Here is a 22,922-nt window from a genome sequence, read left to right as displayed (position 1 = left end):
TCCATGACCATCGCCGGAAGCATTTTCCTCATCATGCTCGGCGCCGTGCTCACATGGGCCGTCGAATGGGACATCGCCGGCCTGGACATCAACATCGTGGGCGTCATCCTCATGCTGGGTGGAGTCGCCTTACTGCTGTTCGGGCTCTACCGGGTCCGCGTGACGCGCGAGATCGTGTCGCCGGTCGAGCCCGACAGGGAGCGCACGACCGTGTACGAGGAGCGGCGCTACACCGACCCGCCGCAGATCTGACAGAGGGGGTCCGCCATGCCAGGACGCGAGGAACTGCCTTCGACCATCGCGCGCTCGCCGAAGAAGGCGCAGGAGACCTGGATCAAGGCGCACGACTCGGCGGTGAAGACCTACGGCGAGGGCGAGCGCGCCCACCGCACCGCCTTCTCGGCGCTCAAGCACTCCTTCGAGAAGGTCGGCGACCACTGGGAGCCGAAGTCCGGCAAGGGACCCTCCGACAAGGGCGCCACCGACCGTTCCGGGCGGACCGCCGAGGGCGTCGACGCCAACGCGAGCAAGCAGCACCTGTACGACGTGGCCGCCAGGCTCGGCGTCACGGGACGCTCCAAGATGACCAAATCCGAGCTGGTCGACGCGATCAAGAAGGCCAACCGGCGAGACACGGCCAGATCACGCTGACCGCGTGCGAGGAAGTGCGAAAGGGGATCCCCAGGCGCGGGGATCCCCTTTCGCGTACCCGGGTTCTCACAGCAGGCGCCTGACCGCCGCCACGATGGCGCGCCGGTCGATGCCCGCGTCGGCCAGCTGCTCGGCGGGGGTGGCCGAGCCCGGCATCCCCCGCACCGCCAGCTTGATCACCCGCGGCCCCAGCTCGGAGACGGCGTCGAGCACCGCGTCGCCGAGGCCGCCCTCCGGCCGGTGGTCCTCGACGGTGATGAGGTTCCCCGTCGTGGTGGCGGCCTCGTTCAGCACGGCCTGGTCGACGGGCTTGATCGAGTACATGTCGACGACGCCGACGGGAACGCCCTCACCCTTGAGCGTGTCGGCCGCGGCCAGCGCCTCGTGGACGGTGATCCCCGCCGCGATGATGGTCGCCCGGTCGTCGGGCGAGTGCCGCAGCACCCGGGAACCGCCGACGGTGAACGGCTCGCCGGGATCGTAGATGACGGGCGTGTCCCCGCGCGTGGTGCGCAGGTAGGAGACACCCGGGATGTCGGCCATCTCGTTGACCAGCGCCGCGGTCTGGTTGGCGTCACAGGGGTAGAGCACCGTGCTGCCGTGGACGGCGCGCAGCATGGCCAGGTCCTCCAGCCCCATCTGCGAGGGGCCGTCCTCGCCGATCGACACGCCCGCGTGCGAGCCCACGACGCGCAGGTTCGCGCCGCTGACCCCGGCCATCCTGAGGAAGTCGTGCGCCCTGGTGAGGAAGGCGGCGAAGGTCGACACGTACGGCACCCAGCCCCGGATCTGCAGGCCGACGCCGGTGGCGACCATCTCCTGCTCGGCGATGTAGCACTCGAAGAACCGCTCGGGGAAGGCGTGCGCGAAGGCCTCGGTCCTGGTGGAGTCGGCCACCTCGCCGTCCACCACCACCACGTCGCCGCGGGCCTCGCCCAGGGTTCTCAGCGCCTCGCCGAACGCGGTCCTGGTGGCGGCCTTCGTGCCGACCTCGAAGACCGGCCATTCGGTGGGGCCGCTGTCGAAGACGTGCGGCGGGCGGTCGTTGTCCGGCGGGCTGACCTTGACGGTCACGCCCCGGTCGCCGCCCAGCTCGCGGATGGCCTGCTCGGGGTCCTTCAGCGGCTTGCCGTGGGCGCCCTCGCGGTTGTCCACCGCGCTGACGCCTTCACCCTTGCGGGTGCGGGCCAGGATCACGGTCGGGCGCCTGCGCGTGTTGCGCGCGTCGCCGAGCGCGTAGTCGATCTCGCCGGGGTCGTGGCCGTCCACCTCGATCGTGTGCCAGCCGAAGGCGCCGAACCTGCGCGCGTAGGCGCCGGTGTCCCAGCCGTGCCGGGTCGGGCCGCGCTGGCCGAGCCTGTTCACGTCGACGATCGCGGTGATGTTGGCCAGGCCCTCGTCGGCGGCGTGCTCGGCGGCCTCCCATATCGAGCCCTCGGCCAGCTCGCTGTCCCCGCACAGCACCCACACGTGGTACGGCAGCCGGTCGAGGCGCCGCCCCGCCAGCGCCACTCCCACGCCGACCGGCAGTCCCTGCCCGAGCGAGCCCGTCGCCACGTCGACCCACGGCAGGCGCGGGGTCGGATGGCCCTCCAGGCGGCTGCCGCGCTTCCTGAAGCTCAGCATCTCCTCGTCCGTGATGGCCCCCGCCGCCTTGAACAGCGCGTACAGCAAGGGAGAGGCGTGCCCCTTGGAGAAGATGAGGTGGTCGTTGGCGGGATTGTCGGGATCGTCGAAGTCGTATCTCAGATGGTGGGCGAACAGCACGGCCATCAGGTCCGCCGCGGACATGGACGAGGTCGGGTGGCCTGAACCCGCCGCCGCGGAGCTTCGCACCGAGTCCACCCGCAGCTGCGCCGCCAGCTCGCACAGGTAATGAACATCGCGCTCGGGCATCGGTCCTCCTAGGGTCTCCCGCCGCCTACCCAGCCCCGCGGTCGCTATGTGCGGCGCAGGGCGCGGGTGGCCACCGTCGCGCCCGCGGCCACGGCGCCGAGCGCGACCAGCACGGACCGGCGGTGCCTGGACAGCCAGGCCTGCGGGCTCCTGCCGTGGGCGCGGGAGTCGAAGGTCCCGTGCGCCCCGTGGTCGCGGTACTCGTCGGCGGGCGCCCACAGGTTCGCCACGCCCGTCGGCGGTCTGTCGGCGGTGAGCTGCGACTGCTTACCGGTTCTGGCCAGGTAGCGGTCGAGCAGCCCGGGTGCGACGCGCTCGCCGACCAGCGTGAGAGCGGTCGACGTGCCCACCCAGTACTCCCTGCGCTCGGGATGGTCGGCGGCGTGGACCAGCGCCCGCGCCGCCACCTCGGGCTGGAAGATCGGCGGCACCGGCTGCGGATGCCGGCGCAGGCGCGACAGCACCCAGTCGAACTGCGGGGTGTTCACGGCGGGCAGCTGGACCATGGTGACCCGCACCCCGCTGCCCTCGGCCATCAGCTCGGTCCGCACCGACTCGGTGAAGCCCTTGATCGCGTGCTTGGCGCCGCAGTAGGCCGACTGCAGCGGGATCCCCCGGTAGGACAATGCCGAGCCGGCCTGCACGATCACCCCGCTGTCGCGGGGCCGCATCAGCTCCAGCGCCACCTTGGTGCCCCACACGTAACCGAGGTAGGTCACCGCGGTGGCCCGCTCGAACTCCTCGGGACTCACCTCGGTGAAGGGGGCGAACACCGCCGAGAAGGCCACGTTCATCCACACGTCGATGGGGCCGAGATCCTCCTCGGCGCGTCGCGCGGCCTGCCGTACCTCCTCGTAGGAGGAGACGTCGGCCGGGTAGACGACGCCGGAGCCGCCCGCGGAGCCGACGTCGACGGCCGCGGCCCCCAGGCCCGCCGTCCCGCGCGCGATCAGCGCCACCGTGTCGCCGCGCGCGCCGAGCTCGCGCACCACCGCTCTGCCGACACCACCACTGGCACCCGTCACCACCACCACACGGGAAGGGCGCATCAGCCCGCCTCTCCCGCTCCTCGCTCTCTCTGCCGGCGTACGGCGAGCACGATGTCGGCGATCGTGGCCAGGGCCAGCACGCCCGCCACGACGGCGAGCCAGCCGATCCCCGCGATGACGCTGATCGCGCCGATCGCCAGGAGGAAGACCAGAATGAACGACCCCACCCTGATGTGGACGACATCACGCGGCGTCGAGGGAACCATGGGCTGGCCGGACGCGGACTGCTGCTCCGGACGGTAGTCATCTTCACGCATGCCCACCCCCTGCCCGGGCCGTTTGCCGCATAACGCGCAGGGTAGCCAGGTCACGTGCACCCCAGTGACCAGAACGAACCGGGCATCAGGCGCAGGCGCAGGGGGCGGGGATTCAGCTACACCTACCCCGACGGCCGTCCCGTGCGCGACGCCGCCACGCTCGACCGGATCAGGGCACTGGCCGTACCGCCCGCCTGGAAGGACGTGTGGATCTGCTGCTCGCCCGACGGGCACCTGCAGGCCGCGGGCACCGACGCGGCGGGGCGGCGGCAGTACCGCTACCACGAGGAGTGGCGGGCCCAGCAGGACAGGCTCAAGTTCGACCGGGTGCTCGAGATGGCCGAGCGGCTGCCCGCCTTCCGGAAGAAGGTCCAGGAGCAACTGGAGGCCAAGGGGCTGACCAGGGAGCGGGTGCTGGCCACCGCGGCGCGCCTGCTCGACGTCGGATACTTCAGGGTGGGCGGCGAGGAGTACGAGTCGTACGGCCTGGCGACGCTCAGGATGGAACATGTGACCTGCGCGAACGGCTCGGTCCTGTTCTGCTATCCCGCCAAGGGCGACGTCCCGCGCGAGGTGGAGGTCACCGACCGCTCCGCGTGCAGGGTCGTCAGGGCGCTGAAGGCGCTCGGTCACAAGGGCGAACTGCTGCGTTACAAGGGCGCCGACGGCTGGACGGACGTGCGCAGCGACGAGATCAACACCTACGTGCGGGAGACGCTCGGCTGCGAGGCCACCGCGAAGGACTTCCGCACCTGGCACGGCACCGTCCTGGCGGCCGTGGGCCTGGCGACGACGCCGGACGTGCCGGAGGTCATGCGCCGGGTGGCCGACTACCTCGGCAACACCCCCGCGGTGGCGCGGGCCTCCTACGTCGACCCCCGCGTGATCGAGGCGTTCGAGCGGGGCAGGACCGTCGGCACCGGCGGCGACGTGGAACGCGCGGTCATCGACCTGATCAGAGCTGTTTGACCGGTAACCGCACGGGCATCGGGGTGATCTGACGAAGGAGGAAGCGATGGAGGCTCCGCAGTACGTCGCGGCGCGCGTCCAGCGGGCGCTGGCCGAGGACGACAGGTCCCACGAGCTCGGCATCCGCGTCGACGTGCGCGGCGATCAGTTGTTCCTGCGCGGCCGGGTCACCGGCGAGGAGCACAGGCGCCAGATGGAGCAGGTGGCGAAGGAGGCCGCCCCCGGGCTGCACGTGCACAACGAGCTGCAGGTCGTGCAGGTCCGTGAGCCGGGGGAGGATGAGCATCTTGACTGAGTTGCGTATCGCCGCCGTCGGCGACGTGCATCTGGGCGAGGACGTGCGCGGCAGGTACCGCGAGCGGCTGGAGGGCATCGAGCAGCGGGCCGACGTGCTGATGCTCGCCGGTGACCTCACCAGGCACGGGACCCTGGACGAGGGCAGGCTGGTCGCCCAGGAGTTCCGCGACCTGCCGGTTCCGGTCGTCGCCGTCCTGGGCAACCACGACTACCACTCCGACCTGCAGTACGAGATCGCCGGCGAGCTGCGCGACCACGGCATCGTCGTGCTCGACGACGACTCGGCCGTCCTGACCCTGCACGGCAGGCGGCTCGGCGTCGTCGGCGGCAAGGGCTTCGGCGGCGGGTTCGCCGGCAAGTGCGCGAGCGACTTCGGCGAGCGGGAGATCAAGGACTTCGTCCGGCACACCCGCGGCATCGCCGACAGCTGGCAGTCAGAGCTGAAGGGGCTCGACACCGATCTCAAGGTCGTGCTGTCGCACTACTCCCCGGTCAAGGAGACGCTGGAGGGCGAGCCGCTGGAGATCTACCCCTTCCTCGGCAGCTACCTGCTGGCCGAGGCGGTCGACATCGCGGGCGCCGACCTCATCCTCCATGGTCACGCGCACAAGGGGGCGGAGAAGGGCATGACGCCGGGTGGCATCAGGGTCCGCAACGTCGCGCTGCCCGTACTGGGCAGGGCCTACGGGATTTACTGTCTTAGTGAGTCCGACTCATGTTAGGTCTTGACCGAGCGGTAGCTTGGTGTTGATGTCGGTGCATGGTCGTACGCCGTGTCCTGGCTTCACTCGCCCTGCTGTGCGTGGTCGCGATGGCCGCGCCCACTCAGCCCTCCGCTCCCGTCCGCGGGTTCGTCGACGGGCACAGTCACCTGATGTCCTACGAGGCGTTCGGCGGCAAGCTGCTGTGCGGCAAGCCGTTCGACCCTGGGGGCGTCGCCCGTGCGCTGCTCGACTGCCTCGACCACTACCCCAACGGCGAAGCCGCCTGGTTCGAGAACTTCACCAGGACGGGCTCGCCGACCGGCACCCATGACCCCACCGGCTGGCCGACCTTCAAGGACTGGCCGGCCAACGACTCGCTCACCCACCAGCAGGCCTACTACGAATGGATCGAGCGCGCCTGGCGCGGCGGCCTGCGCGTCATGGTCAACGATCTCGTCGCCAACCGGCAGCTGTGCGAGATCTACCCGCTGAAGACCAACCCGTGCGACGAGATGTGGGCGATCAGGCGCGAGGCCCAGCGCACGTTCGAGCTGCAGGACCACATCGACACGCTGGCGGGTGGCCCGGGACGCGGCTGGTTCCGGGTGGTCAGGAGCCCCGCCGAGGCACGCGAGGTCATCACGGCCGGCAAGCTGGCCGTGGTGCTCGGCATCGAGACCTCCGAGCCGTTCGGCTGCCGCACCACGCTCGGCGTCCCGCACTGCACCAAGGCGCAGATCGACCGTGGGCTCGACGAGATGTACGCGCTGGGCGTGCGCAGCATGTTCGTCTGCCATAAGTACGACAACGCGCTGTGCGGCGTGCGCTTCGACTCCGGCACCCAGGGCGCGATCGTCAACCTGGGCAACCTGCTGTCGTCGGGGAGCTTCTGGAAGGTGGAGAAGTGCACCGGGCCCGAGCACGACAACCCGATCTCGCCCGCCGTCCTGCCTCCTGACCTGGCGCGCTGGCTGCCGCCGGGCATCGGCCTGCCGGTCTACCCGCCCGCCCCGCACTGCAACCCCAAGGGGCTGACCGCGCTCGGCCGCCACATGGTGGAGGGCATGATGCGGCGCGGCATGATGATCGAGGTCGACCACATGAGCGTCAAGGCCGCCGACCAGACGCTCGACCTGCTCGAAGCCGCCCGCTATCCCGGCGTCATCTCCTCCCACAGCTGGGCCGACCCGGCTTACCTGCCGCGCATCTACCGTCTGGGCGGCATGGTCACCCAGTACGGCCACGCCGCCGAGGAGTTCGCCGCGGAGTGGCGGCGCACCCAGCCGCTGCGCCAGGAGATCGGCCGCCCCGGCTACGGCTACGGCCTGGACGCCAACGGGCTCGGCCCGCTTCCCGCGCCACGGGCGGGAAGCACCGTGACCTATCCGTTCACCACCGCCGACGGCTCCCTCACGTTGGACCGGCCGCGCACCGGCGAGCGGGTGTGGGACTACAACGTGGACGGCGTCGCCCACTACGGCCTGGTTCCCGACTGGATCGAGGACCTGAGACAGCTGGGCGGCCAGCCGCTCGTGGACGACCTCGCCTCCGGTGCCGAGGCCTACCTGCGCACGTGGGAGGCGACCACGGCACCACCGGCGCGCTGAGGCGCCTTCCTGACGGCGCCCCCAGCCCGCTGACGGCCGGAGAACCGGTCGTCCACCCCCCGGACAGGCCATGGCCGCGGAGCCGGTCGGCTCCGCGGCCGTCTCGTCCCTGACGCGCGCCGGCGACGGTCGGCGCCCTGGCCCGGACGGCCTCAGCCGTCACGGTCCGGGAACCGGCCCCGTCAGGGCCTATCACAGCGTCGCCTCGGGGCGGCATGGACCGGAGTCCCGCCCCGAGGGTCAGACGTTGAAGATGCTCACACCACCGGGGCCGACCAGGAATCCGAGGACGATGAGGACGATCCCCCAGAGGATGTCGCGACGGGCCAGGATCACGTAGATCCCGGCGATGACGAGGATGACTGCGATGATCCAAAGCAATGTAGCCATGGCATCCAAGCTGCCCCTGAGGAAGGCCGTCTAACGTCGGACGGCCCGGGAAGGGGCTCGGTTATGACGACATTCGGTTACTTTCTGGCATCGGAGACGCATGGACCCACCGAACTGGTCCGGCAGGCGCAACGCGCCGAGCAGGCGGGCTTCGACGCGTTGTGGATCTCCGACCACTACCACCCCTGGCTCGACGTGCAGGGTCACAGCCCGTTCGTCTGGTCGGTGATCGGCGGCATCGCGGCCACCACCGCGCTACCCGTCACCACTGCCGTCACCTGTCCCCTCATCCGCATCCACCCCGCCGTCGTCGCCCAGGCGGCGGCCACCAGCGCCGCCATGTGCCGGGGCGGCTTCCGCCTCGGCATCGGCACGGGCGAGGCGCTGAACGAGCACGTCACCGGCGCCCCGTGGCCGCCCGCACGCGACCGGCTGGAGATGCTCGAAGAGGCCGTTGAGATCATGCACGCGCTGTGGGACAAGGCATCGAGGGGGAGGCGCTGCAGTTGCTGCCGCTGCCCCGCCACTTCGAGCAGCTGGCCGCGATGGTCCCCGAGGACAAGCTCGCCGGGTCGATCCCCTGCGGGCCCGATCCCGAGGTGCACGCCCAGGCCGTCAAGGCGTACGTCGAGGCGGGGTTCGACGAGGTCTACGTCAACCAGATCGGCACGAACCAGGACGCCTTCTTCGACTTCTACTCCACCGAGGTGCTGCCCCGGGTGCGGTAGAGGTCCAGGAGCGGCTGCAGCAGCCAGAACCATCCGCCGGCCACCGCCACCGCACCGCCGAACAGCGCGGCCTCCCAGCTGTCGATCACGGTTTCGGTCACCAGCGCGACCGCGCTCGACATGGCGACCAGTAGGAGGATCGCGCCCGCCACGCCCAGCCCGTTGGCGCGTTGCAGCATCCGCTCCTTCAACCCGGTCCTGAAGATCAACCGGTGCTGGGCGGCGGGCGTGATGAAGCAGACCGAGGCGAACGCCGACGCGATCAGCGACACGAAGAACAGCCACCTGCCCACGGCGTCGACCTTGGGGAAGCCGGCCTGGAACGGCAGCGTCAGCAGGAACGCGAAGAGCACCTGCACGCCCGTGACCGCCACCCGCAGACCCTGTAACAGTTCGGCGAGCTCCCGATCCACCCGTTCCTTGTGGCTCTCACCGGGCTCCGGACGTTCCTGCCTCACTCGGCCTCCTTCATGAGCTTCACGTAACCGAACTGCAGCCAGTCGGAGACGGCCACCGCCGTCATGGTCGCGCCGACCAGCCTGGTCAGCCGGGGCGCGAGCACGAGCCCGGCGGCGTAGCCCGTCGCCACCCACTGCGCCAGGCAGAACGGGCAGGCCATCAGCTCGCCGATCGCGTCGCGCGGCTCCTCCTTGAGCTCGGCCGGGCCGCTGACACCCTGGAACGTGGTGAACGGCGCGCGCAACGGGCTCGTCACGGGATCCTTGGCCAGCGTGCGCGACAGGCGGTGGGTGCACACCCCCATCAGGAAGAGATCGAGCAGACCGAGCCGGTCGGGCGGGCGCTTCCCGTTCAGCGCGGCCAGCGCGGCCGCGGCGGCCACGGCCGTGCCGTACGCCGCCATGATCTTGACGTAGCCGCTCAGCGGGCGGCCGTACCCCTCGGAGATCTCGGTCATGGGGGCCCGCTACCCCTTGCCGCCAGGTCTAGTCGCCGATCGATCGGGTAGTGCCGTGCCATGGGCAGCCACAGTCACGAGGTCACCGACGCGATCCTGGAAACCCTGAAACGCGCCAGCTCCGGCCTCAAGGACGCGGGCGTCAGATACGCGCTCGCCGGAGGTTGCGCCGCCTACGCGCGAGGGGCGGCGCCGTCCCTGCACGACGTGGACTTCGTGATCCTGGAGAAGGACGCGCCCGCGGCGCTGGACGCCCTGACGCGCGCCGGGTTCGACACGGTGCGGCCGCCCGAGGACTGGCTGGTCAAGGCGTACGACGAGGGACGGCTGGTGGACCTGATCTTCAGGGTGGCCTACCGGCCGGTCACCGAGGGGCTGCTGGAACGGGCCGAGCCGCTGGTGGCTGCGGCGGTGATCGTGCCGGTCCTGGAGGCGACGGATCTGGTGATCTCCTGGCTGCTGCCGCTGTCCGAGCACTCGTGCGACTACGGCGGGCTGCTGCCCCAGGTCAGGGCCATGCGTGAGCAGGTCGACTGGAGCCGCGTGGCGGCGGTGGTCGAGGCGTCGCCCTACGCGTCGACGTTCCTGACGCTGCTGGAGCGGCTGGGGGTGATCGAGAAGCCGGTGGAGAAGGGGATGAGCGTCTCCTGGCCCTGAACTGGACATGAGAAGAGCCGCGCCCTGGGGGCGCGGCCCTTCCTGCCTCCTGGGTCAGAAGGACTGCGGGAAGCGGCCGTAGTAGTCGCCCAGCCGCTGCCGGTACTCCGGCTCCTTGAACGTGCCCTCGTCGAACTCGGGCGCGTCCTTGATCTCTTCCTTCGTCCTGGAGACGTAGACGATGCTCTCCTGCGGGTCGATGCGCGTGATCACCGAAGCCGGCAGCATGACCTTCTTACCGAAGATCCACGGACCGGTGTCGATGACCACGTAGCTCTCGCCCACTTCGTAGGTGGCCTCGTCGACTTTCCCGATCTTCCCGTCCGTCGCGTGGACGTGGTATCCCGCCAGGTCCAGGCTCTGGTTGCGGTCGTAGACGTCAGGACGATAGTTCCAGAGCTCCATCGGTGCTCTCTCCCTCTCTTCTGCTCGTCTTTCTCGGGCCCGCCCCCTCTACCCGCGGAAGTGAGGGTCAATCCCGTCCGGCGCTCAGCCGTGCCGCAGGGCCGAGGTGACCCGCTTCAGCAGGCGGTCGAGCTCGGTGCCGAACGGGTTCTCCTGCACCATGTACGTCCACGTCGCCGACGGGCGCTTCAGCTCGCGCGCCGGGGCCTCGAAGGACTCCAGCGAGCGGCGCTCGACCTCGGCCAGCAACGTCCTGTACTCCGCCACGGCCTCGCGCTGGAACTCGTCCACCGGGCTCATCCGGCCGAGCGCCCGCAGGTGGATGCCCTCGCGCAGGTCGCTCAGGAAGGCCAGGTGCTCGGTCCAGCAGGTGTCGATGGCGTGCAGCACGATCTGCCGGGCGGTCTCGTCGCGGGTCTCCTCGTCGAGGGCGGCCCAGCGCTCCGGATCGGCCTCGGCGAGCGCCTTGGCGGCGGAGTCGCCGTGCAGGACCTTGTCGCGCCACTCCAGGATGAGCTCGCGCTGGTGCTCGAGCAGGCGGGTGTAGCGCCAGGTGTTGCGGTGGATCTCCAGGTTGACGCCTTCGGCGACCCGCTGCGCGTGGCCGACGAGGTAGGCGCCGCGGCGGTGCCGTACCACGCCGTCGGGGTCGGCGGGCGGCGGGCGCTCGCCGGGGACGAACTGGGTGACCAGGTCGTCGGTCATGCCGGCGAAGAAGACCGAGCCGCCGGGGTCGCCCTGGCGTCCCGCGCGGCCGCGCAGCTGGTCGTCGAGCCGGCTGCTGACGTGCTTGCCGGAGCCGATCACGTACAGGCCGCCCAGCTCGGCCACGCCCTCGCCGAGGCGGATGTCGGTGCCGCGTCCGGCCATCTGGGTGGAGACGGTGATGGCGTCGCGCTCGCCGGCGCGCGCGATGATCGCCGCCTCCTCCGCGTCGTTCTTGGCGTTGAGGACGACGGGGTCGAGGCCGCGCCGCTGCAGCAGCTTGGCGAGGTGCTCCGACGCGGCCACGTCGAGGGTGCCGATGAGGATCGGCTGGCCCGTGGCGTGCATCGCCTGGATCTCCTCCACCAGCGCCGCGTCCCTGTCGGGCTCGGTCGGGTAGAGGCGGTCGGGCTCGTCCTCCCTGACGCACGGCTTGTTGGGCGGGATGACGGCGACCTTGAGGTCGTAGAACTCGCCGAGCTGCTCGCTGACCGCCACCGCCGTGCCGGTCATGCCGCACACCTGCGGGTAGCGTCTGATCAGCCCCTGCACGGTGATCTGGTCGAGGATCTCGCCCTTCTCGGTCGGCGAGAGCGCCTCCTTGGCCTCCACCGCCGCCTGCAACCCGTCGGGCCAGCGCTGCAGCAGCGCCACCCGGCCGCGCGAGGGGTTGATGAGCTGGACCTTGCCGTCGCGGACGATGTAGTCGACGTCGCGCGTCAGCAGCGCGTGCGCGTGCAGCGCCAGGTTCAGCTCGATGAGCGTGCCGGGCTCGTGCTCGTCGTAGAGCTCGACGCCGAGGATCGCCTCCACGCTGTCGGCGCCCTTGGACGTCAGGAAGACGTTCCTGGCCTGCTCGTCGATCTCGTAGTGGTAGCCCCTGACCAGGGTGCGCACCAGCTCCGCCATCTCCGGTACGGCGTCGCCGGCGTCGGCCGCGCCGGCCAGCACCAGCGGCACCCGCGCCTCGTCCACCAGGACGGAGTCGGCCTCGTCGACCAGCGCCACCTCGGGCGCGGGCATGATGATGTCGGCCGGATCGGTGCGCATCCGGTCGCGCAGCACGTCGAACCCGATCTCGCTGACCGGGCCGTAGCAGACGTCCTTGGTGTAGGCCTCGCGGCGCTCCTCGTGCGTGGAGTTCTGGTCGATCCAGCCGACCGTGACGCCGAGCGCGTCGTAGAACGGCGCCATCCACTCGGCGTCACGCCGTGCCAGGTAGTCGTTGACCGAGATCACGTGGACCCGCTTGCCCTGCAGCGCGTATCCGGCCGCGGCCATCGCGCCCGACAGCGTCTTGCCCTCGCCGGTGGCCATCTCGGCCACGTGACCGTGGAGCAGCGCCACGGTGCCGAGCAGCTGCACGTCGTACGGCCTGAGCCCCAGCGTCCGGTCGGCCGCCTCGCGCGCCACGGCGCAGAACTCGGCCAGGTTGTCCGTCCTCGGCCTGGGCAGCTCGCCGGGATAGGACAGCTTGCCCGCCGCATCGACGATCTTCCTGTACGGGGACAGGTTCAGGCCACCTGGCCGGTCCAGGATGTTCCTGAAAAACCCGGAAAACGACGCCACGAATCCTCCAACGAGCGCTCGGTCGGCACCGGTTCCCGGACCTGTCCGGTACGGCGGACGCCGCCGTACCGGACACTAGCTCATCCGCGTTCGTGAACGGTCAGTGTGATCACCGCGGCGAGCAGGACGAGGCAGCCCGCCGTGGTGAGCACGGTCAGCCGCTCGCCGAACACCAGCACGCCGAGGGCCGCCGCGCCGACCGCCTCGCCGAGGGAGATCACCGAGACGGTGGTCGCCCTGAGCGCCGACAGGCTCCTGAAGTACAGCCCGTACGCCAGGGCGGTCGGCACCGCGCCGAGGTAGAGGAGCAGGCCGACGGTGGGCAGCGTGACCTGCGGCAGCACCCCGTCGACCAGGGCGAAGGGGGCCAGGCACAGCGCGCCGACGGCGAACCCGCCGACCGCGGTGCCGTACGGGTCGTCGTGGTGCCGCCGGGAGTGGAGGGTGACCGCGGCGTATCCGGCGGCCGAGAGCAGGGCGAACCCGATCCCGGCCGGCGTCTGCGCCCCCGCCCCGGTCTGGGCGGTCGTGCCGTCCAGCGCCGTCTCGCCGGTCAGCATGACCAGCCCCGCCAGGGCGGCGCCCACGCAGACGGCGCCCACCCGGTCGAGCCGTTCGCCGAGGAACAGCCGCCCGCCGAGCGCGGTGAACAGCGGGGTCGCGCCCATCGTGACGACCGTCGCGACGGCCACGCCCGAGGAGGAGATCGCCGCGAAGTAGGCGGTCTGGTACACCGCCATCCCCGCTCCCACGAGCAGGAGCCTGCCGTGCGGGCGGGGCCGGCGCCGGATGAGGAAGAGCAGGAAGAGCGCGCCGAGCAGGTAGCGCCAGAGCGACACCCCGATCGGCCCCATCCCGGCGGACTGGAAGAGCAGGGAGCCCGCCGCGCCGCCGGTGCCCCAGGCGGCCGCGGCCACGGAGACGTACAGCACGCCGCGCCGTACGGAAACTTGCGTCATTGATTTCTCCGGATGGAGTGGTTGTCGACGTTCGGCCCGTACGCGGGCAGCAACCACCGCCGGATCCCGTGGATCCGGAGAGATCAGGAAAGATCAGGAGAGAGGCCGCCCGCTAGCGCGCGGCGGGCGGAGAGATGATGAAGAACGGCACGGGACTCACCCTACCGCCTGCCCTCCTGGTCGAGCAGCGCGTCGATCATCTCCTGGATCCTGGCGCGCCCGTCCGGGCCGAGGGCGCCGCCGAGGGCGTCGGCGAGCTTGCCGAAGGGGTCGTCCATCGGCACCGCCGGCAGCTTCTCGGCGAGTTCGCCGACGGTCCACCGGCCGTCCTTTCGCACGTGCCCGCCGCGCGACCATCCGTGGTTGACCGCGACCGACCCGCCGCGGACCGAGAGCACCTGACCGGTGAGCGGGCACGCGGCGCTTGCCAGGTAGGCGGCGACGGGCGCGCTGGTGGAGGGGTGCAACGGGTCGAAGCCGTCCGCGGACGGTTCCTCGCGCATGCCGGGGACGTCGAGGGTGAGCCGGGTGCGGGCCATGGAGGGGGACAGGCAGTTGACTCGCACGCCGTACCGGCCGAGTTCGAGCGCTCCCACGATGGTCAGCGCCGCGACGCCCGCGTTGCCGGCCGCGTAGGAGGCCTGGGTGGGCAGCGGGTTGAGCAGGCCGGAGCCCGAGGAGGTGTTGACGACGGCCCGGTCGACGCGGACCCCGGCCTCGAATCGTTCGCGCCAGTACCGGGCCGCCCACCGCGTGACCGCGAACGTGCCCTTCAGCTTCACGGCGACGACGTCGTCGAACTCCTCCTCCGTCAGGTCGGCGAGCGCCCGGTTGCGCTCGATGGTCGCGTTGTTGACGACGACGTGGAGGTCGCCGAAGACCTGCAGGGCTGTGTCCACCATGCGCCGCGCGCCGTCCCAGTCGGCGACGCTGTCGGTGCTGGCCACGGCCTGCCCGCCGCGGGCGACGATCTCCTCGACCACCGCGGCCGCCACGCCGGAGTCGCCACCGGAGCCGTCGATGGCCACGCCGGGGTCGTTGACCACGACCTTGGCGCCCTCGGCGGCGAAGTGCAGCGCCTCCTCTCGCCCGATGCCCCGCCCGGCGCCGGTGATGAGCACGACGCGTCCGTCCAGGTGTCCCATGGGTGACCTCCAGTTCGCTACATTCGATGCATCAATACATAGCATGAAGCAATACATGGAATGCAATAGGATGGCGCCATGAACGAGAGCCTCGGGTTGCGGGAGCGCAAGAAGCTGCGCACGCGGCAGGCCCTGATCGACGCGGCGGTCCACCTGTTCGAGGACAAGGGCTACGAGGACGTCACCGTGGCCGAGATCGCCGAGGCGGCCGAGGTGTCCACCCGCACCTTCTTCCTCCACTTCCAGGCGAAGGAGGACGTGCTCTTCGCCGACGCCGACGTGCGGATCGACCTCGCCCTGCGGGTGATCGCCGAGCGCGGTCCCGCCGAGGGATATCCCGACGTCCTCCTGCGGGCGACGGAGCGGATGATCGCCAACAGCTGGGACGGTGATCTGGCCAGCGGGCTCGCGGCGCTACGGGTCCGCCTGGCCGCCTCGTCTCCGGTGCTGCAGGCGCGCGTGCTCCAGCGATACCTCGCCGCACAGGACGAGGTGGCCGGGGCGCTGCACGAGGCCTACCCGGACCAGCTTGACCCGATCGGTGCCGCCGCGCTGGTGGGCGGCGTGATCGGCGCGGTGAGCGCCGCGACGCTGGCCGCTCTGGCGCGTGGCGACTCTCCCGAAGGGGTACGGCGTGCGATGCGGCAGGCCGTGGACCTGGTCATGTGCTGCCGCCGGCAACACATGAGCGGCCCTCGGGACGAATCTTCATGTACCTGACACGAGCTGACAGGTATGACGTGAAGACTGAGCGCATGACAACGAAGGCAAACCTCGTCGCGTTCACCATCGACTGCGATGACCCCGTCCGCATGGCCGAGTTCTGGAGCCAGGTCACCGGTCTCGGCATCCAGGTCGCCGAACCCGGGTACTCCGCCGTGAGCGACGGCGGCACGACCATCTACTTCGGCCGCATCCCGGGATACCGGGCCCCCGCATGGCCCAGCGACGACAAGCAGTTCCACCTCGACTTCAGGGTTCCCGACGTGGCCAAGGCGGTCGAGGAGTACGAGGCCATGGGCGCCACCAGGCCCGACTTCCAACCCGGTGACGGATGGGTCGTCATGCAGGACCCCGAGGGGCATCTGTTCTGTGTATGTCCGGAGAGGTCCTCCTAAAGTCTGATTCAACGGCCGCGGCGGGCGCCCTAAGCTGGAGGAATGCTCGTGAACATGCCCCTGCGTGGGCGCCCATGACCTGGGTCGGCCTGATCATCGCCCTCGCTGGGGCACTGGGATACGCGATCGGAGCGGCGCTGCAGCAGTTCGAGGCCGTCGCCGCCGGCGCCTCGCTCAAGCTGGTCAAGCGGCCCCGCTGGTGGATCGGCGGCGTCATCGGCTTCACCGGCGCCAGCCTGCACGCCGTGGCGCTGAGCTTCGCGCCGCTGGTGGTCGTGCAGCCGGTGTCGGTGGCGACACTCGTGTTCGCCGTGCCGCTGGCCGCCTACCTGTACGGCCGCAAGCCGTACCGGGCCGAGATCCTCGGATCCATCGCCGTCGCGGTCGGCCTGCTCTGGCTGACGCTGCTGGTCCCGCACACCAACGTGACCCCCGAACTGTCCACCCCCGCCGCGCTGGGCTTCCTCGCGGTGATCGGGCTGATCGTGCTGGTCTCGAACGCGGCCGCGGCCAGATCGCAGGGCGCCACCAAGGCGCTGCTGCTGTCGGTCGGGGCGGGGGTGGTGACCGCCAGCGTGTCGACGTTCGTGCGGGTGGTCGGCGCCGGTCTGCACGGCGACCTCTCCCGGCTCCTCCACTGGTTCACGCTGGTCATCCCGGTGATGCTGGTCTTCGCGGTGGTGCTGCTCCAGCGCTCCTACGCGGTCGGCTACTTCGGCGTCGCCTACGCGGGCGTGCAGGTCATCGACCCGGTCACCTCTGTGCTCGCGGGGGCGATCCTGCTCGGCGAGCCGCTGCCCACCTCGCCGTCGACGGCCGTGCCCGCGCTGCTGGCCGCGGCGCTGACCATCGCAGGGACGATCACGCTGGGACGGCTGGCCCCCGACCACTCCCGGCCGAGTCCTGAGGTGTCCATCCCAGTACCTCATCCATCGACCGCAGCATCAGATCGGGGCTGAACCTGGCCGCCAGCGACATGCCCGTGTCGCGCAGCCGTACGGCGAGCGGGTGGCGGAGCTTGGTCATGCGGCAGAGCTTCATCGACCGGGCCACCACCTTCGAGGTGCGCTCCAGCCTGGCCGCGGTGTAGGCGGCGAGGTCGCCGGTGTTGGCCGCCAGGACGACCGCGTCCTCGATCGCCTGGCAGGCGCCCTGGCCGAGGTTCGGCGTCATGGGATGCGCGGCGTCGCCGACGAGCGCCACCCGGCCGCGGTGCATGGCGGGCAGCGGGGTGTCGAGGAAGAAGACGTCGTTGCGGATCACCTTCTCCGGGGCGACGGACTCCAGCAGCGCGGGCACCGGCTCGTGCCAGCTTCCGAACCTGCGCAGCAGTTCCGCGCGCTCGTCCCCATGGACGGCTCCCGCGGGCGACAGGTCGGTGGCGTAGAGGTAGACCAGGTCGCCGGCCAGCGGGAGGACGCCCACGATCTGGCCCCTTCCCCACGTCTCGGCGCTCTGGACGGTGCCGCCCGGATGGGGCATCAGGGCCCGCCAGGCGGTCACGCCCGAGTAGACGGGGGCGGGGTGGCCGGGGAAGAGCGTGGTGCGCGTGGCCGAGTGGATGCCGTCCGCCCCGATCACCAGGTCGGCCTCGAACGCGATGCCGTCCGTGCCCGTGGCCCCGGAGGCGGGGCCGGCCGGGGCGCGTTCGGCGCGGACCTCGCCGGTGCCGGCGTCGACGGCGGTGACGGCCGTGCCGAGCCGTAGATCCTTCACCCGGTCGGCGAGCAGGTCCATGAGCGTGGCCCGCAGCATGACGACCACCGAGTCGCCGTACCTGGCGGTGGCGCGCTCCTCGGTGGTGTGGGCCAGCCAGCGGCCGCTCGGCGTCCTGATGCCGCCCTTGCCCTGGATCCGTGACAGCCGGCGGACCTCGTCGCCGAGACCGACGGTGTCGAGCGCCTTGAGGGCGTTGGCCGCGATCGCCAGCCCTGAGCCCACCGGTTCGAGCGCCTTCGCCCGTTCCAGGACGGTGACGTCCCATCCGCGTTGCTCCAGCGCGATGGCCGCGGCCAGGCCGCCGATCCCCGCGCCGATCACGACTGCCTTCGACATGTCCACTCCTCACTACGGCTGTAGTTAGGACGGTACTACAGCCGTAGTTTCAACTACAAGTGTAGTCTCGGTCACGTGAGACGTTCGGAGGCCGTCGCGGAGGCGGCGATCACCCTGCTCGCCGAGCGCGGCATGCGCGGGCTGACCCACCGCGCGGTGGACGAGTTCGCCGGCCTTCCTCCGGGGTCGACCTCCAATCTGGCCCGGACCAGGGCGGCGCTGCTGGAGCTGACGTTGCAACGCCTGACCGAGCTGGAGTCGACGGCGATGTCCCCGGCGGCCGCCCTGCCGGTGGAATGGCCGGGTGAAGGTCGGCTCACCGGGTCCGCGGCGGAGGAGCCGCTGGATCGCGACGACCTGGCGGGCGTGATCGCCGAGGTGCTCTGGGGCCTGTTCGCCGACCGCCGCAGGACCCTCGCCCGCTACGAGCTGGCCCTGGAGGCGACCCGCCGTCCCGAACTGCGGGAGATCTACGACAGGGCGGGCGCCCGCTTCCGGGCCCCCGCCGTCGCCCTGCTGGCCGCGGCGGGATCGCCGGATCCGGAACGGCACGGGCGGCAACTGGTCGCCTACGGCGAGGGCGTCATGTTCGACGCCATCGCGGGGGCCGGTACGACGCCGACGCCGGAGGATCTGCGGGCGGGGATCGGCGAGTTCCTGTCCGGCATGCTGTCCTGAGCGCTCGCCCTGACCCCGGCGGCTGCACGGAGGGGTGGCCGGGGTGACCGGGGTGACCGCGGTCGGGGTCACCCGGGTCGGGGTGACCGGCGCGCTCAGGAGGAGGAGGACACGAGGCGGGCCCGGTGCTCGGGCCACTCCTCGGGCAGGATGCCGAACACCACGGCGTCCCGCCACGTCCCGTTCGGCCGCTGCCTGTTCCGCCGCAGCGTCCCTTCGTGCACCCCGCCGATCCGCCGGATCGCCGCCTGCGACCTGAGGTTCAGGTGGTCGGTCTTCAGCTGCACCCTGTTGTGGCCGAGCACGTCGAAGGCGTGGTCGATCAGCAGCACCTTGCAGCTGGTGTTCACCGCCGTGCGCCAGACCGTCCGGCCGTACCAGGTCCAGCCGATCTCGATGCTCTGGTCGAAGCCGGGCACGTCGATGTAGGTCGTCCAGCCGACGGCCTTGCCGGTGTGCCGGGGGATGACCGCGTGCGCCGCGTACTTGTCGCTGCCGATGATCTCGGCGGCGATCGCGGCGAGCTCGTCCGGCGTGCGCGGCGTCGGGACGGACAGCCAGCGCCACACCTCGTCGTCACCGCCGCCCGCCTCGAACAGGTCGGGTATGTGGCCGAGGGTGAGCGGCTCGAGCCGTACGACGGAGTTCTCGTGGACGATGGCGGTCGGCATCTTGACGGTCATGCGGCACACCGTACAGAGCAGCGCCCACCTGCGGTCATGGCCACCCGGCCGGTTTTCCTCGCGACCACTTGTCGACACCCATACCGGCCGGTCGGTAGGGTCACGTCATGGACTTCGCCTTCGACACCGTCACCGAGGACCTGCGCGAGCGGCTGCTGCGCTTCATGGACGAGTTCGTCTATCCGGCCGAGCAGGCCTTCGAGGAGCAGGCGGCGGCCGGCGGCTGGAGCAGCCCGCCGCTGATGTCCGATCTGAAGGAGGAGGCCCGCAGGCGAGGGCTGTGGAACCTCTTCCTGCCCGGCGAGCACGGTGCCGGCCTCACCAACCTGCAGTACGCGCCGCTGGCCGAGATCATGGGTCGCAGCCCGCGCATCGCGCCGACCGCGACCAACTGTGCCGCGCCCGACACGGGGAACATGGAAGTGCTGTCGATGTTCGGCAGCGAGTGGCAGCGCAAGGAGTGGCTGCAGCCGCTGCTCGACGGCGAGATCCGCTCGGCGTTCGCGATGACCGAGCCCGAGGTCGCCTCCTCCGACGCGACCAACATCGCCACCCGGATCGTCAAGGACGGCGCGGAGTACGTCATCAACGGCCGCAAGTGGTTCATCTCCGGCGCGATGAACCCGGACTGCAAGATCTTCATCGTCATGGGCAAGACCGACCCCGACGCGCCCAAGCACCGCCGGCAGAGCATGGTGCTCGTTCCCCGCGACACCCCCGGCCTGCGCATCGAGCGCGGCATGCACGTCTTCGGCTACAGCGACGCCGACCACGGCGGCCACGCCGAGGTGGTCTTCGAGGACGTGCGCGTGCCCGCGGAGAACCTGATCGGCGAGGAGGGCGGCGGCTTCGCGATCGCGCAGGCCAGGCTCGGCCCCGGCCGTATCCACCACTGCATGCGCATGATCGGCATGGCCGAGCGGGCGATCGAGCTGATGTGCAGGCGCTCGCTGAGCCGTACGGCCTTCGGCAGGACCATCGCCGAGCAGGGGGTGGTCCAGGATTGGATCGCCGAGTCCAGGGTGCGCGTCGAGCAGCTCAGGCTGCTGGTGCTGAAGACCGCATGGCTGATGGACACCGTCGGCAACAAGGGCGCCCACACCGAGATCCAGGCGATCAAGATCGCCACTCCCCGTGACGTGGAGTGGATCCTCGACAAGGCCATCCAGGTGCACGGCGCCGGCGGGGTCAGCCAGGACTTCCCGCTGGCCGGGCTCTGGGCGGGCGTGCGGTCGCTGCGCTTCGCCGACGGGCCCGACGAGGTGCACAAGCGTTCGCTCGCCCACAGGGAGCTGAAGAAGTGGATGTAGTCGACAGGTTCCTCGCGAACGCTCCCTCCGACCGCCTGGAGTTCCTGCGCGCCAGATTCGACGCGGGGCTGGCGTGGGTGCATTTCCCCGTCGGGCTGGGCGGGCTCGGCGCGCCCCGCGAGACGCAGCAGGAGGTCGAACGCGCGCTCGCGCACACCCCGCAGCTCGACACCGGCGTGCAGGCGATCGGCCTGGGCATGGCCGCCCCCACCATCCTCGCCTTCGGCACCGAGGGGCAGAAGAAGCGCTTCCTGCGCCCGTTGTGGACGGGCGAGGAGATCTGGTGCCAGCTGTTCAGCGAGCCCGGCGCGGGCTCGGACCTGGCCACGCTCGCGACGCGAGCCGTCAAGGACGGCGACGAATGGGTCGTCGACGGTCAGAAGGTGTGGACCTCGGGCGCCCACCACGCCCGCTGGGCCATCCTCGTCGCCAGGACCGACCCCGACCTGCCCAAGCACCGCGGCCTGACGTACTTCATCTGCGACATGCGCGCCCCCGGCGTCGAGGTGCGCCCGCTGCGCCAGATCACCGGAGAGGCCGAGTTCAACGAGGTCTTCCTCACCGGGGTGCGGCTCTCCGACGACCTGCGCCTCGGCGAGGTCGGCGACGGCTGGCGGGTCGCCCGGACCACGCTCATGAACGAGCGCGTGGCCATCGGCGGCGGACCCGTCCGCCAGGGCGGCGGCATGATCGGGCTGGTCGCCGACGCCTGGCGCGAACACCCCGCGCTGCGCACCCACGACCTGCACCAGCGCCTGCTCGCGCTGTGGGTGGAGGCCGAGGTCACCCGCCTATCAGGGGTACGGCTGCGCGAGCAGCTCGCCGCGGGACAGCCCGGCCCGGAGGGCTCGGGCATGAAACTGTCGTTCGCCAGGCTCAACCAGGCGCTGACCGGATTCGAGGTGGAGTTCCACCGCGACCTCGGCTACGACGACTGGGCCTTCCGCCGCTCCGACTCGGTCGACTTCCTCGGCCGCGGCCCCGGCTACCGCTACCTGCGGGCCAAGGGCAACTCGATCGAGGGCGGCACCTCCGAGATCCTGCGCAACATCATCGCCGAACGCGTGCTCGGCCTGCCCTCCGAACCCCGCGCCGACAAGGACGTGCCCTGGAAGGACCTGCCGCGATGACGCTGCTCTACACCGACGTCGAGGACGAGCTGCGGGCCACCGTGCGCGCCGTGCTCGCCGACCGCTGCCCGCCGTCCGCGGCGCCGGCCAGGGTGGAGGGCGAGCCCTGCGACCTCGAACTGTGGAAGACGCTGGCGCGAGACATCGGCGTGGCCGGGCTGCTGATCCCCGAGCAGTACGGCGGAGCGGGCGCCTCCGCGAGGGAGGTCGCGGTCGTGCTGGAGGAACTGGGCAGGGCGGTGGCGCCGGTCCCGTTCTTCACCAGCGCGGTGCTGGCCACCCACGCCCTCCTCCAGGTGGGCGCCGCCGGCCCGCTGGGCGCGATGGCGGAGGGCGAGAGCGCCGCGGCCCTCGCCGTGCCGTTCGCGGCCACGCCGTACCGGGAGGTCCCCTCGGCGGTCACCTTGACCGGCGGGAGGCTGAGCGGGCAGGTCCGCGGCGTGGCCGGCGCCGACGTGGCCGACGTGCTGCTGGTGCCGGCCGGCGGCGTCCTGCACGCGGTCCGCGCGGCCGGCGCCCGCGTCGAGGTGGTGCCGTCGCTCGACCTGACCAGGCCGCTCTCGAACGTCACCCTGGACGGCGCCGCGGCCGAACCGCTGGGCGCGTTCGACCTGGCGGAGACGCTGCGGTTCGGGGCGGGGCTGCTGGCCTCCGAGCAGCTCGGCGTGGCCGAGTGGTGCCTGGAGACGACGCTCGCCTACGTCAAGGAGCGCTACCAGTTCGCCAGGCCCGTCGGGTCCTTCCAGGCGATCAAACACCGGCTCGCCGACCTGTGGCTGGACGTCGTCAGGGCCAGGGCCGCGGCCCGCGCGGCCACCGCCGCCGACCCGGTGTCGGCCGCGGTCGCGCAGGCCTGGAACGCGGGCGTGGCGGTGCACGCGGCGGAGGAGGCGGTGCAACTGCACGGCGGCATCGGGATGACCTGGGAGCATCCCATCCACCTGTACCTCAAGCGCGCCAAGTCCACCGAGATCGCGCTCGGCACGCCGGGTGACCACAGGGACGCGCTGGCCGGGCTCGCCGACCTGCCGGCTCCCGCCTGAT

At 71.1% G+C, this 22,922-nt stretch carries 26 protein-coding genes and 1 pseudogene; 15 read left to right on the top strand and 12 right to left on the bottom strand.

Annotated features, from left to right (window positions below):
• The first annotated feature begins 3 nt into the window (after window positions 1-3).
• Both ABZX22_RS26630 and ABZX22_RS26625 read left to right on the top strand, forming a co-directional pair.
• Entirely contained in the window at window positions 4-252 is a 249-nt protein-coding gene (locus ABZX22_RS26630) for a DUF6458 family protein (protein ID WP_354913772.1), read from the top strand.
• 15 nt (window positions 253-267) lie between these two features.
• Window positions 268-651 carry a ChaB family protein gene (locus ABZX22_RS26625; protein WP_354913770.1) on the top strand — a complete coding sequence of 128 codons (384 nt, stop codon included), beginning with the start codon at window positions 268-270 and terminating at the stop codon, window positions 649-651.
• A 66-nt stretch (window positions 652-717) separates the two neighbouring features.
• Here the strand turns inward: ABZX22_RS26625 and ABZX22_RS26620 are convergent, their stop codons facing one another.
• From ABZX22_RS26620 to ABZX22_RS26610, 3 genes are read right to left on the bottom strand one after another with little or no spacing between them, the layout of a single operon-like run.
• Window positions 718-2,547, bottom strand: coding sequence for a transketolase (locus ABZX22_RS26620; RefSeq protein ID WP_354913768.1), 1,830 nt, complete (start codon window positions 2,545-2,547; stop codon window positions 718-720).
• A gap of 44 nt (window positions 2,548-2,591) precedes the next feature.
• Window positions 2,592-3,596 (bottom strand): SDR family oxidoreductase, encoded by a 1,005-nt coding sequence (locus ABZX22_RS26615; RefSeq protein WP_354913766.1) that lies wholly within the window; start codon window positions 3,594-3,596, stop codon window positions 2,592-2,594.
• The gene (locus tag ABZX22_RS26610; protein ID WP_354913764.1) at window positions 3,596-3,853 is read right to left on the bottom strand and encodes a hypothetical protein; all 258 of its coding nucleotides are present in this window, start codon (window positions 3,851-3,853) and stop codon (window positions 3,596-3,598) included. Before ABZX22_RS26610 ends, ABZX22_RS26615 begins: the two co-directional genes overlap by 1 nt.
• 54 nt (window positions 3,854-3,907) lie before the next feature.
• On the opposite strand from ABZX22_RS26610, the gene ABZX22_RS26605 reads away from it, so the two are divergent.
• From ABZX22_RS26605 to ABZX22_RS26590, 4 genes are read left to right on the top strand one after another with little or no spacing between them, the layout of a single operon-like run.
• Window positions 3,908-4,822: a DNA topoisomerase IB gene (locus ABZX22_RS26605; protein WP_354913762.1), complete on the top strand. Its 915-nt coding sequence runs from the start codon at window positions 3,908-3,910 to the stop codon at window positions 4,820-4,822.
• A gap of 46 nt (window positions 4,823-4,868) precedes the next feature.
• Complete coding sequence (locus ABZX22_RS26600; protein WP_354913760.1) at window positions 4,869-5,117, top strand: BON domain-containing protein; 249 nt, start codon at window positions 4,869-4,871, stop codon at window positions 5,115-5,117.
• Window positions 5,110-5,841: a metallophosphoesterase gene (locus tag ABZX22_RS26595; RefSeq protein ID WP_354913758.1), complete on the top strand. Its 732-nt coding sequence runs from the start codon at window positions 5,110-5,112 to the stop codon at window positions 5,839-5,841. Before ABZX22_RS26600 ends, ABZX22_RS26595 begins: the two co-directional genes overlap by 8 nt.
• Before the next feature lie 38 nt (window positions 5,842-5,879).
• Window positions 5,880-7,430 carry a membrane dipeptidase gene (locus tag ABZX22_RS26590; RefSeq protein ID WP_354913756.1) on the top strand — a complete coding sequence of 517 codons (1,551 nt, stop codon included), beginning with the start codon at window positions 5,880-5,882 and terminating at the stop codon, window positions 7,428-7,430.
• A 240-nt stretch (window positions 7,431-7,670) separates the two neighbouring features.
• On the opposite strand, the gene ABZX22_RS26585 is transcribed toward ABZX22_RS26590, so the two are convergent.
• Window positions 7,671-7,820, bottom strand: coding sequence for a GPGG-motif small membrane protein (locus tag ABZX22_RS26585; protein ID WP_164903902.1), 150 nt, complete (start codon window positions 7,818-7,820; stop codon window positions 7,671-7,673).
• 63 nt (window positions 7,821-7,883) lie between these two features.
• On the opposite strand from ABZX22_RS26585, the pseudogene ABZX22_RS26580 reads away from it, so the two are divergent.
• Window positions 7,884-8,548: pseudogene (locus ABZX22_RS26580) on the top strand (TIGR03557 family F420-dependent LLM class oxidoreductase).
• Here the strand turns inward: ABZX22_RS26580 and ABZX22_RS26575 are convergent.
• Complete coding sequence (locus ABZX22_RS26575) at window positions 8,515-9,006, bottom strand: DUF6328 family protein (RefSeq protein WP_354913754.1); 492 nt, start codon at window positions 9,004-9,006, stop codon at window positions 8,515-8,517. The pseudogene ABZX22_RS26580 and the gene ABZX22_RS26575 sit on opposite strands and share 34 nt — an antisense overlap.
• Window positions 9,003-9,464: a DUF1360 domain-containing protein gene (locus ABZX22_RS26570; RefSeq protein WP_354913753.1), complete on the bottom strand. Its 462-nt coding sequence runs from the start codon at window positions 9,462-9,464 to the stop codon at window positions 9,003-9,005. Before ABZX22_RS26570 ends, ABZX22_RS26575 begins: the two co-directional genes overlap by 4 nt.
• A gap of 60 nt (window positions 9,465-9,524) precedes the next feature.
• Here ABZX22_RS26570 and ABZX22_RS26565 point away from each other — a divergent pair, with 60 nt between their 5' ends.
• Window positions 9,525-10,121, top strand: a complete 597-nt coding sequence (locus ABZX22_RS26565) for a hypothetical protein (protein ID WP_354913751.1) — start codon at window positions 9,525-9,527, stop codon at window positions 10,119-10,121.
• A 54-nt stretch (window positions 10,122-10,175) separates the two neighbouring features.
• On the opposite strand, the gene ABZX22_RS26560 is transcribed toward ABZX22_RS26565, so the two are convergent.
• From ABZX22_RS26560 to ABZX22_RS26545, 4 genes are all read right to left on the bottom strand, one after another.
• A complete protein-coding gene (locus tag ABZX22_RS26560; protein ID WP_354913749.1) occupies window positions 10,176-10,526 on the bottom strand; it encodes a PRC-barrel domain containing protein in 351 nt (116 codons plus the stop codon).
• Between the two features lie 84 nt (window positions 10,527-10,610).
• Complete coding sequence (gene secA2, locus ABZX22_RS26555; protein WP_354913747.1) at window positions 10,611-12,800, bottom strand: accessory Sec system translocase SecA2; 2,190 nt, start codon at window positions 12,798-12,800, stop codon at window positions 10,611-10,613.
• Window positions 12,801-12,880: 80 nt separating this feature from the next.
• Window positions 12,881-13,759: an EamA family transporter gene (locus ABZX22_RS26550; protein WP_354913745.1), complete on the bottom strand. Its 879-nt coding sequence runs from the start codon at window positions 13,757-13,759 to the stop codon at window positions 12,881-12,883.
• A gap of 161 nt (window positions 13,760-13,920) precedes the next feature.
• Window positions 13,921-14,904 carry an SDR family NAD(P)-dependent oxidoreductase gene (locus tag ABZX22_RS26545; RefSeq protein ID WP_354913743.1) on the bottom strand — a complete coding sequence of 328 codons (984 nt, stop codon included), beginning with the start codon at window positions 14,902-14,904 and terminating at the stop codon, window positions 13,921-13,923.
• A gap of 78 nt (window positions 14,905-14,982) precedes the next feature.
• Here ABZX22_RS26545 and ABZX22_RS26540 point away from each other — a divergent pair, with 78 nt between their 5' ends.
• The 3 genes from ABZX22_RS26540 to ABZX22_RS26530 all read left to right on the top strand — a co-directional run bounded on the left by ABZX22_RS26540 (window position 14,983) and on the right by ABZX22_RS26530 (window position 16,981).
• Window positions 14,983-15,624, top strand: a complete 642-nt coding sequence (locus ABZX22_RS26540; protein WP_354913741.1) for a helix-turn-helix domain-containing protein — start codon at window positions 14,983-14,985, stop codon at window positions 15,622-15,624.
• Window positions 15,625-15,659: 35 nt separating this feature from the next.
• Window positions 15,660-16,022, top strand: a complete 363-nt coding sequence (locus ABZX22_RS26535) for a VOC family protein (RefSeq protein ID WP_354913739.1) — start codon at window positions 15,660-15,662, stop codon at window positions 16,020-16,022.
• A gap of 74 nt (window positions 16,023-16,096) precedes the next feature.
• Window positions 16,097-16,981: a hypothetical protein gene (locus ABZX22_RS26530; RefSeq protein ID WP_354913737.1), complete on the top strand. Its 885-nt coding sequence runs from the start codon at window positions 16,097-16,099 to the stop codon at window positions 16,979-16,981.
• Here the strand turns inward: ABZX22_RS26530 and ABZX22_RS26525 are convergent.
• Window positions 16,884-18,077, bottom strand: a complete 1,194-nt coding sequence (locus ABZX22_RS26525; RefSeq protein ID WP_354913735.1) for an FAD-dependent oxidoreductase — start codon at window positions 18,075-18,077, stop codon at window positions 16,884-16,886. The genes ABZX22_RS26530 and ABZX22_RS26525 overlap by 98 nt on opposite strands.
• 75 nt (window positions 18,078-18,152) lie before the next feature.
• On the opposite strand from ABZX22_RS26525, the gene ABZX22_RS26520 reads away from it, so the two are divergent.
• Window positions 18,153-18,755, top strand: coding sequence for a TetR family transcriptional regulator C-terminal domain-containing protein (locus tag ABZX22_RS26520; RefSeq protein WP_354913733.1), 603 nt, complete (start codon window positions 18,153-18,155; stop codon window positions 18,753-18,755).
• A gap of 95 nt (window positions 18,756-18,850) precedes the next feature.
• Here ABZX22_RS26520 and ABZX22_RS26515 read toward each other — a convergent pair whose 3' ends face one another.
• On the bottom strand, window positions 18,851-19,438 hold the full coding sequence (locus tag ABZX22_RS26515) for a GNAT family protein (protein ID WP_354913731.1): 588 nt from the start codon (window positions 19,436-19,438) through the stop codon (window positions 18,851-18,853).
• 107 nt (window positions 19,439-19,545) lie between these two features.
• Here ABZX22_RS26515 and ABZX22_RS26510 point away from each other — a divergent pair, with 107 nt between their 5' ends.
• Genes ABZX22_RS26510 through ABZX22_RS26500 form a run of 3 tightly spaced genes read left to right on the top strand, consistent with a single transcriptional unit; the run spans window position 19,546 to window position 22,921 of the window.
• Window positions 19,546-20,748, top strand: a complete 1,203-nt coding sequence (locus tag ABZX22_RS26510) for an acyl-CoA dehydrogenase family protein (protein WP_354913729.1) — start codon at window positions 19,546-19,548, stop codon at window positions 20,746-20,748.
• Complete coding sequence (locus ABZX22_RS26505) at window positions 20,739-21,878, top strand: acyl-CoA dehydrogenase family protein (RefSeq protein ID WP_354913727.1); 1,140 nt, start codon at window positions 20,739-20,741, stop codon at window positions 21,876-21,878. The genes ABZX22_RS26510 and ABZX22_RS26505 overlap by 10 nt, the downstream gene beginning before the upstream one ends.
• Window positions 21,875-22,921 carry an acyl-CoA dehydrogenase family protein gene (locus tag ABZX22_RS26500; RefSeq protein ID WP_354913725.1) on the top strand — a complete coding sequence of 349 codons (1,047 nt, stop codon included), beginning with the start codon at window positions 21,875-21,877 and terminating at the stop codon, window positions 22,919-22,921. The genes ABZX22_RS26505 and ABZX22_RS26500 overlap by 4 nt, the downstream gene beginning before the upstream one ends.
• Window position 22,922: the final 1 nt, after the last annotated feature.

Source organism: Nonomuraea sp. NPDC003804, from assembly GCF_040610675.1.
Classification (GTDB): Bacteria; Actinomycetota; Actinomycetes; order Streptosporangiales; family Streptosporangiaceae; genus Nonomuraea.
This window is presented reverse-complemented; position numbering and strand designations above follow the sequence as displayed.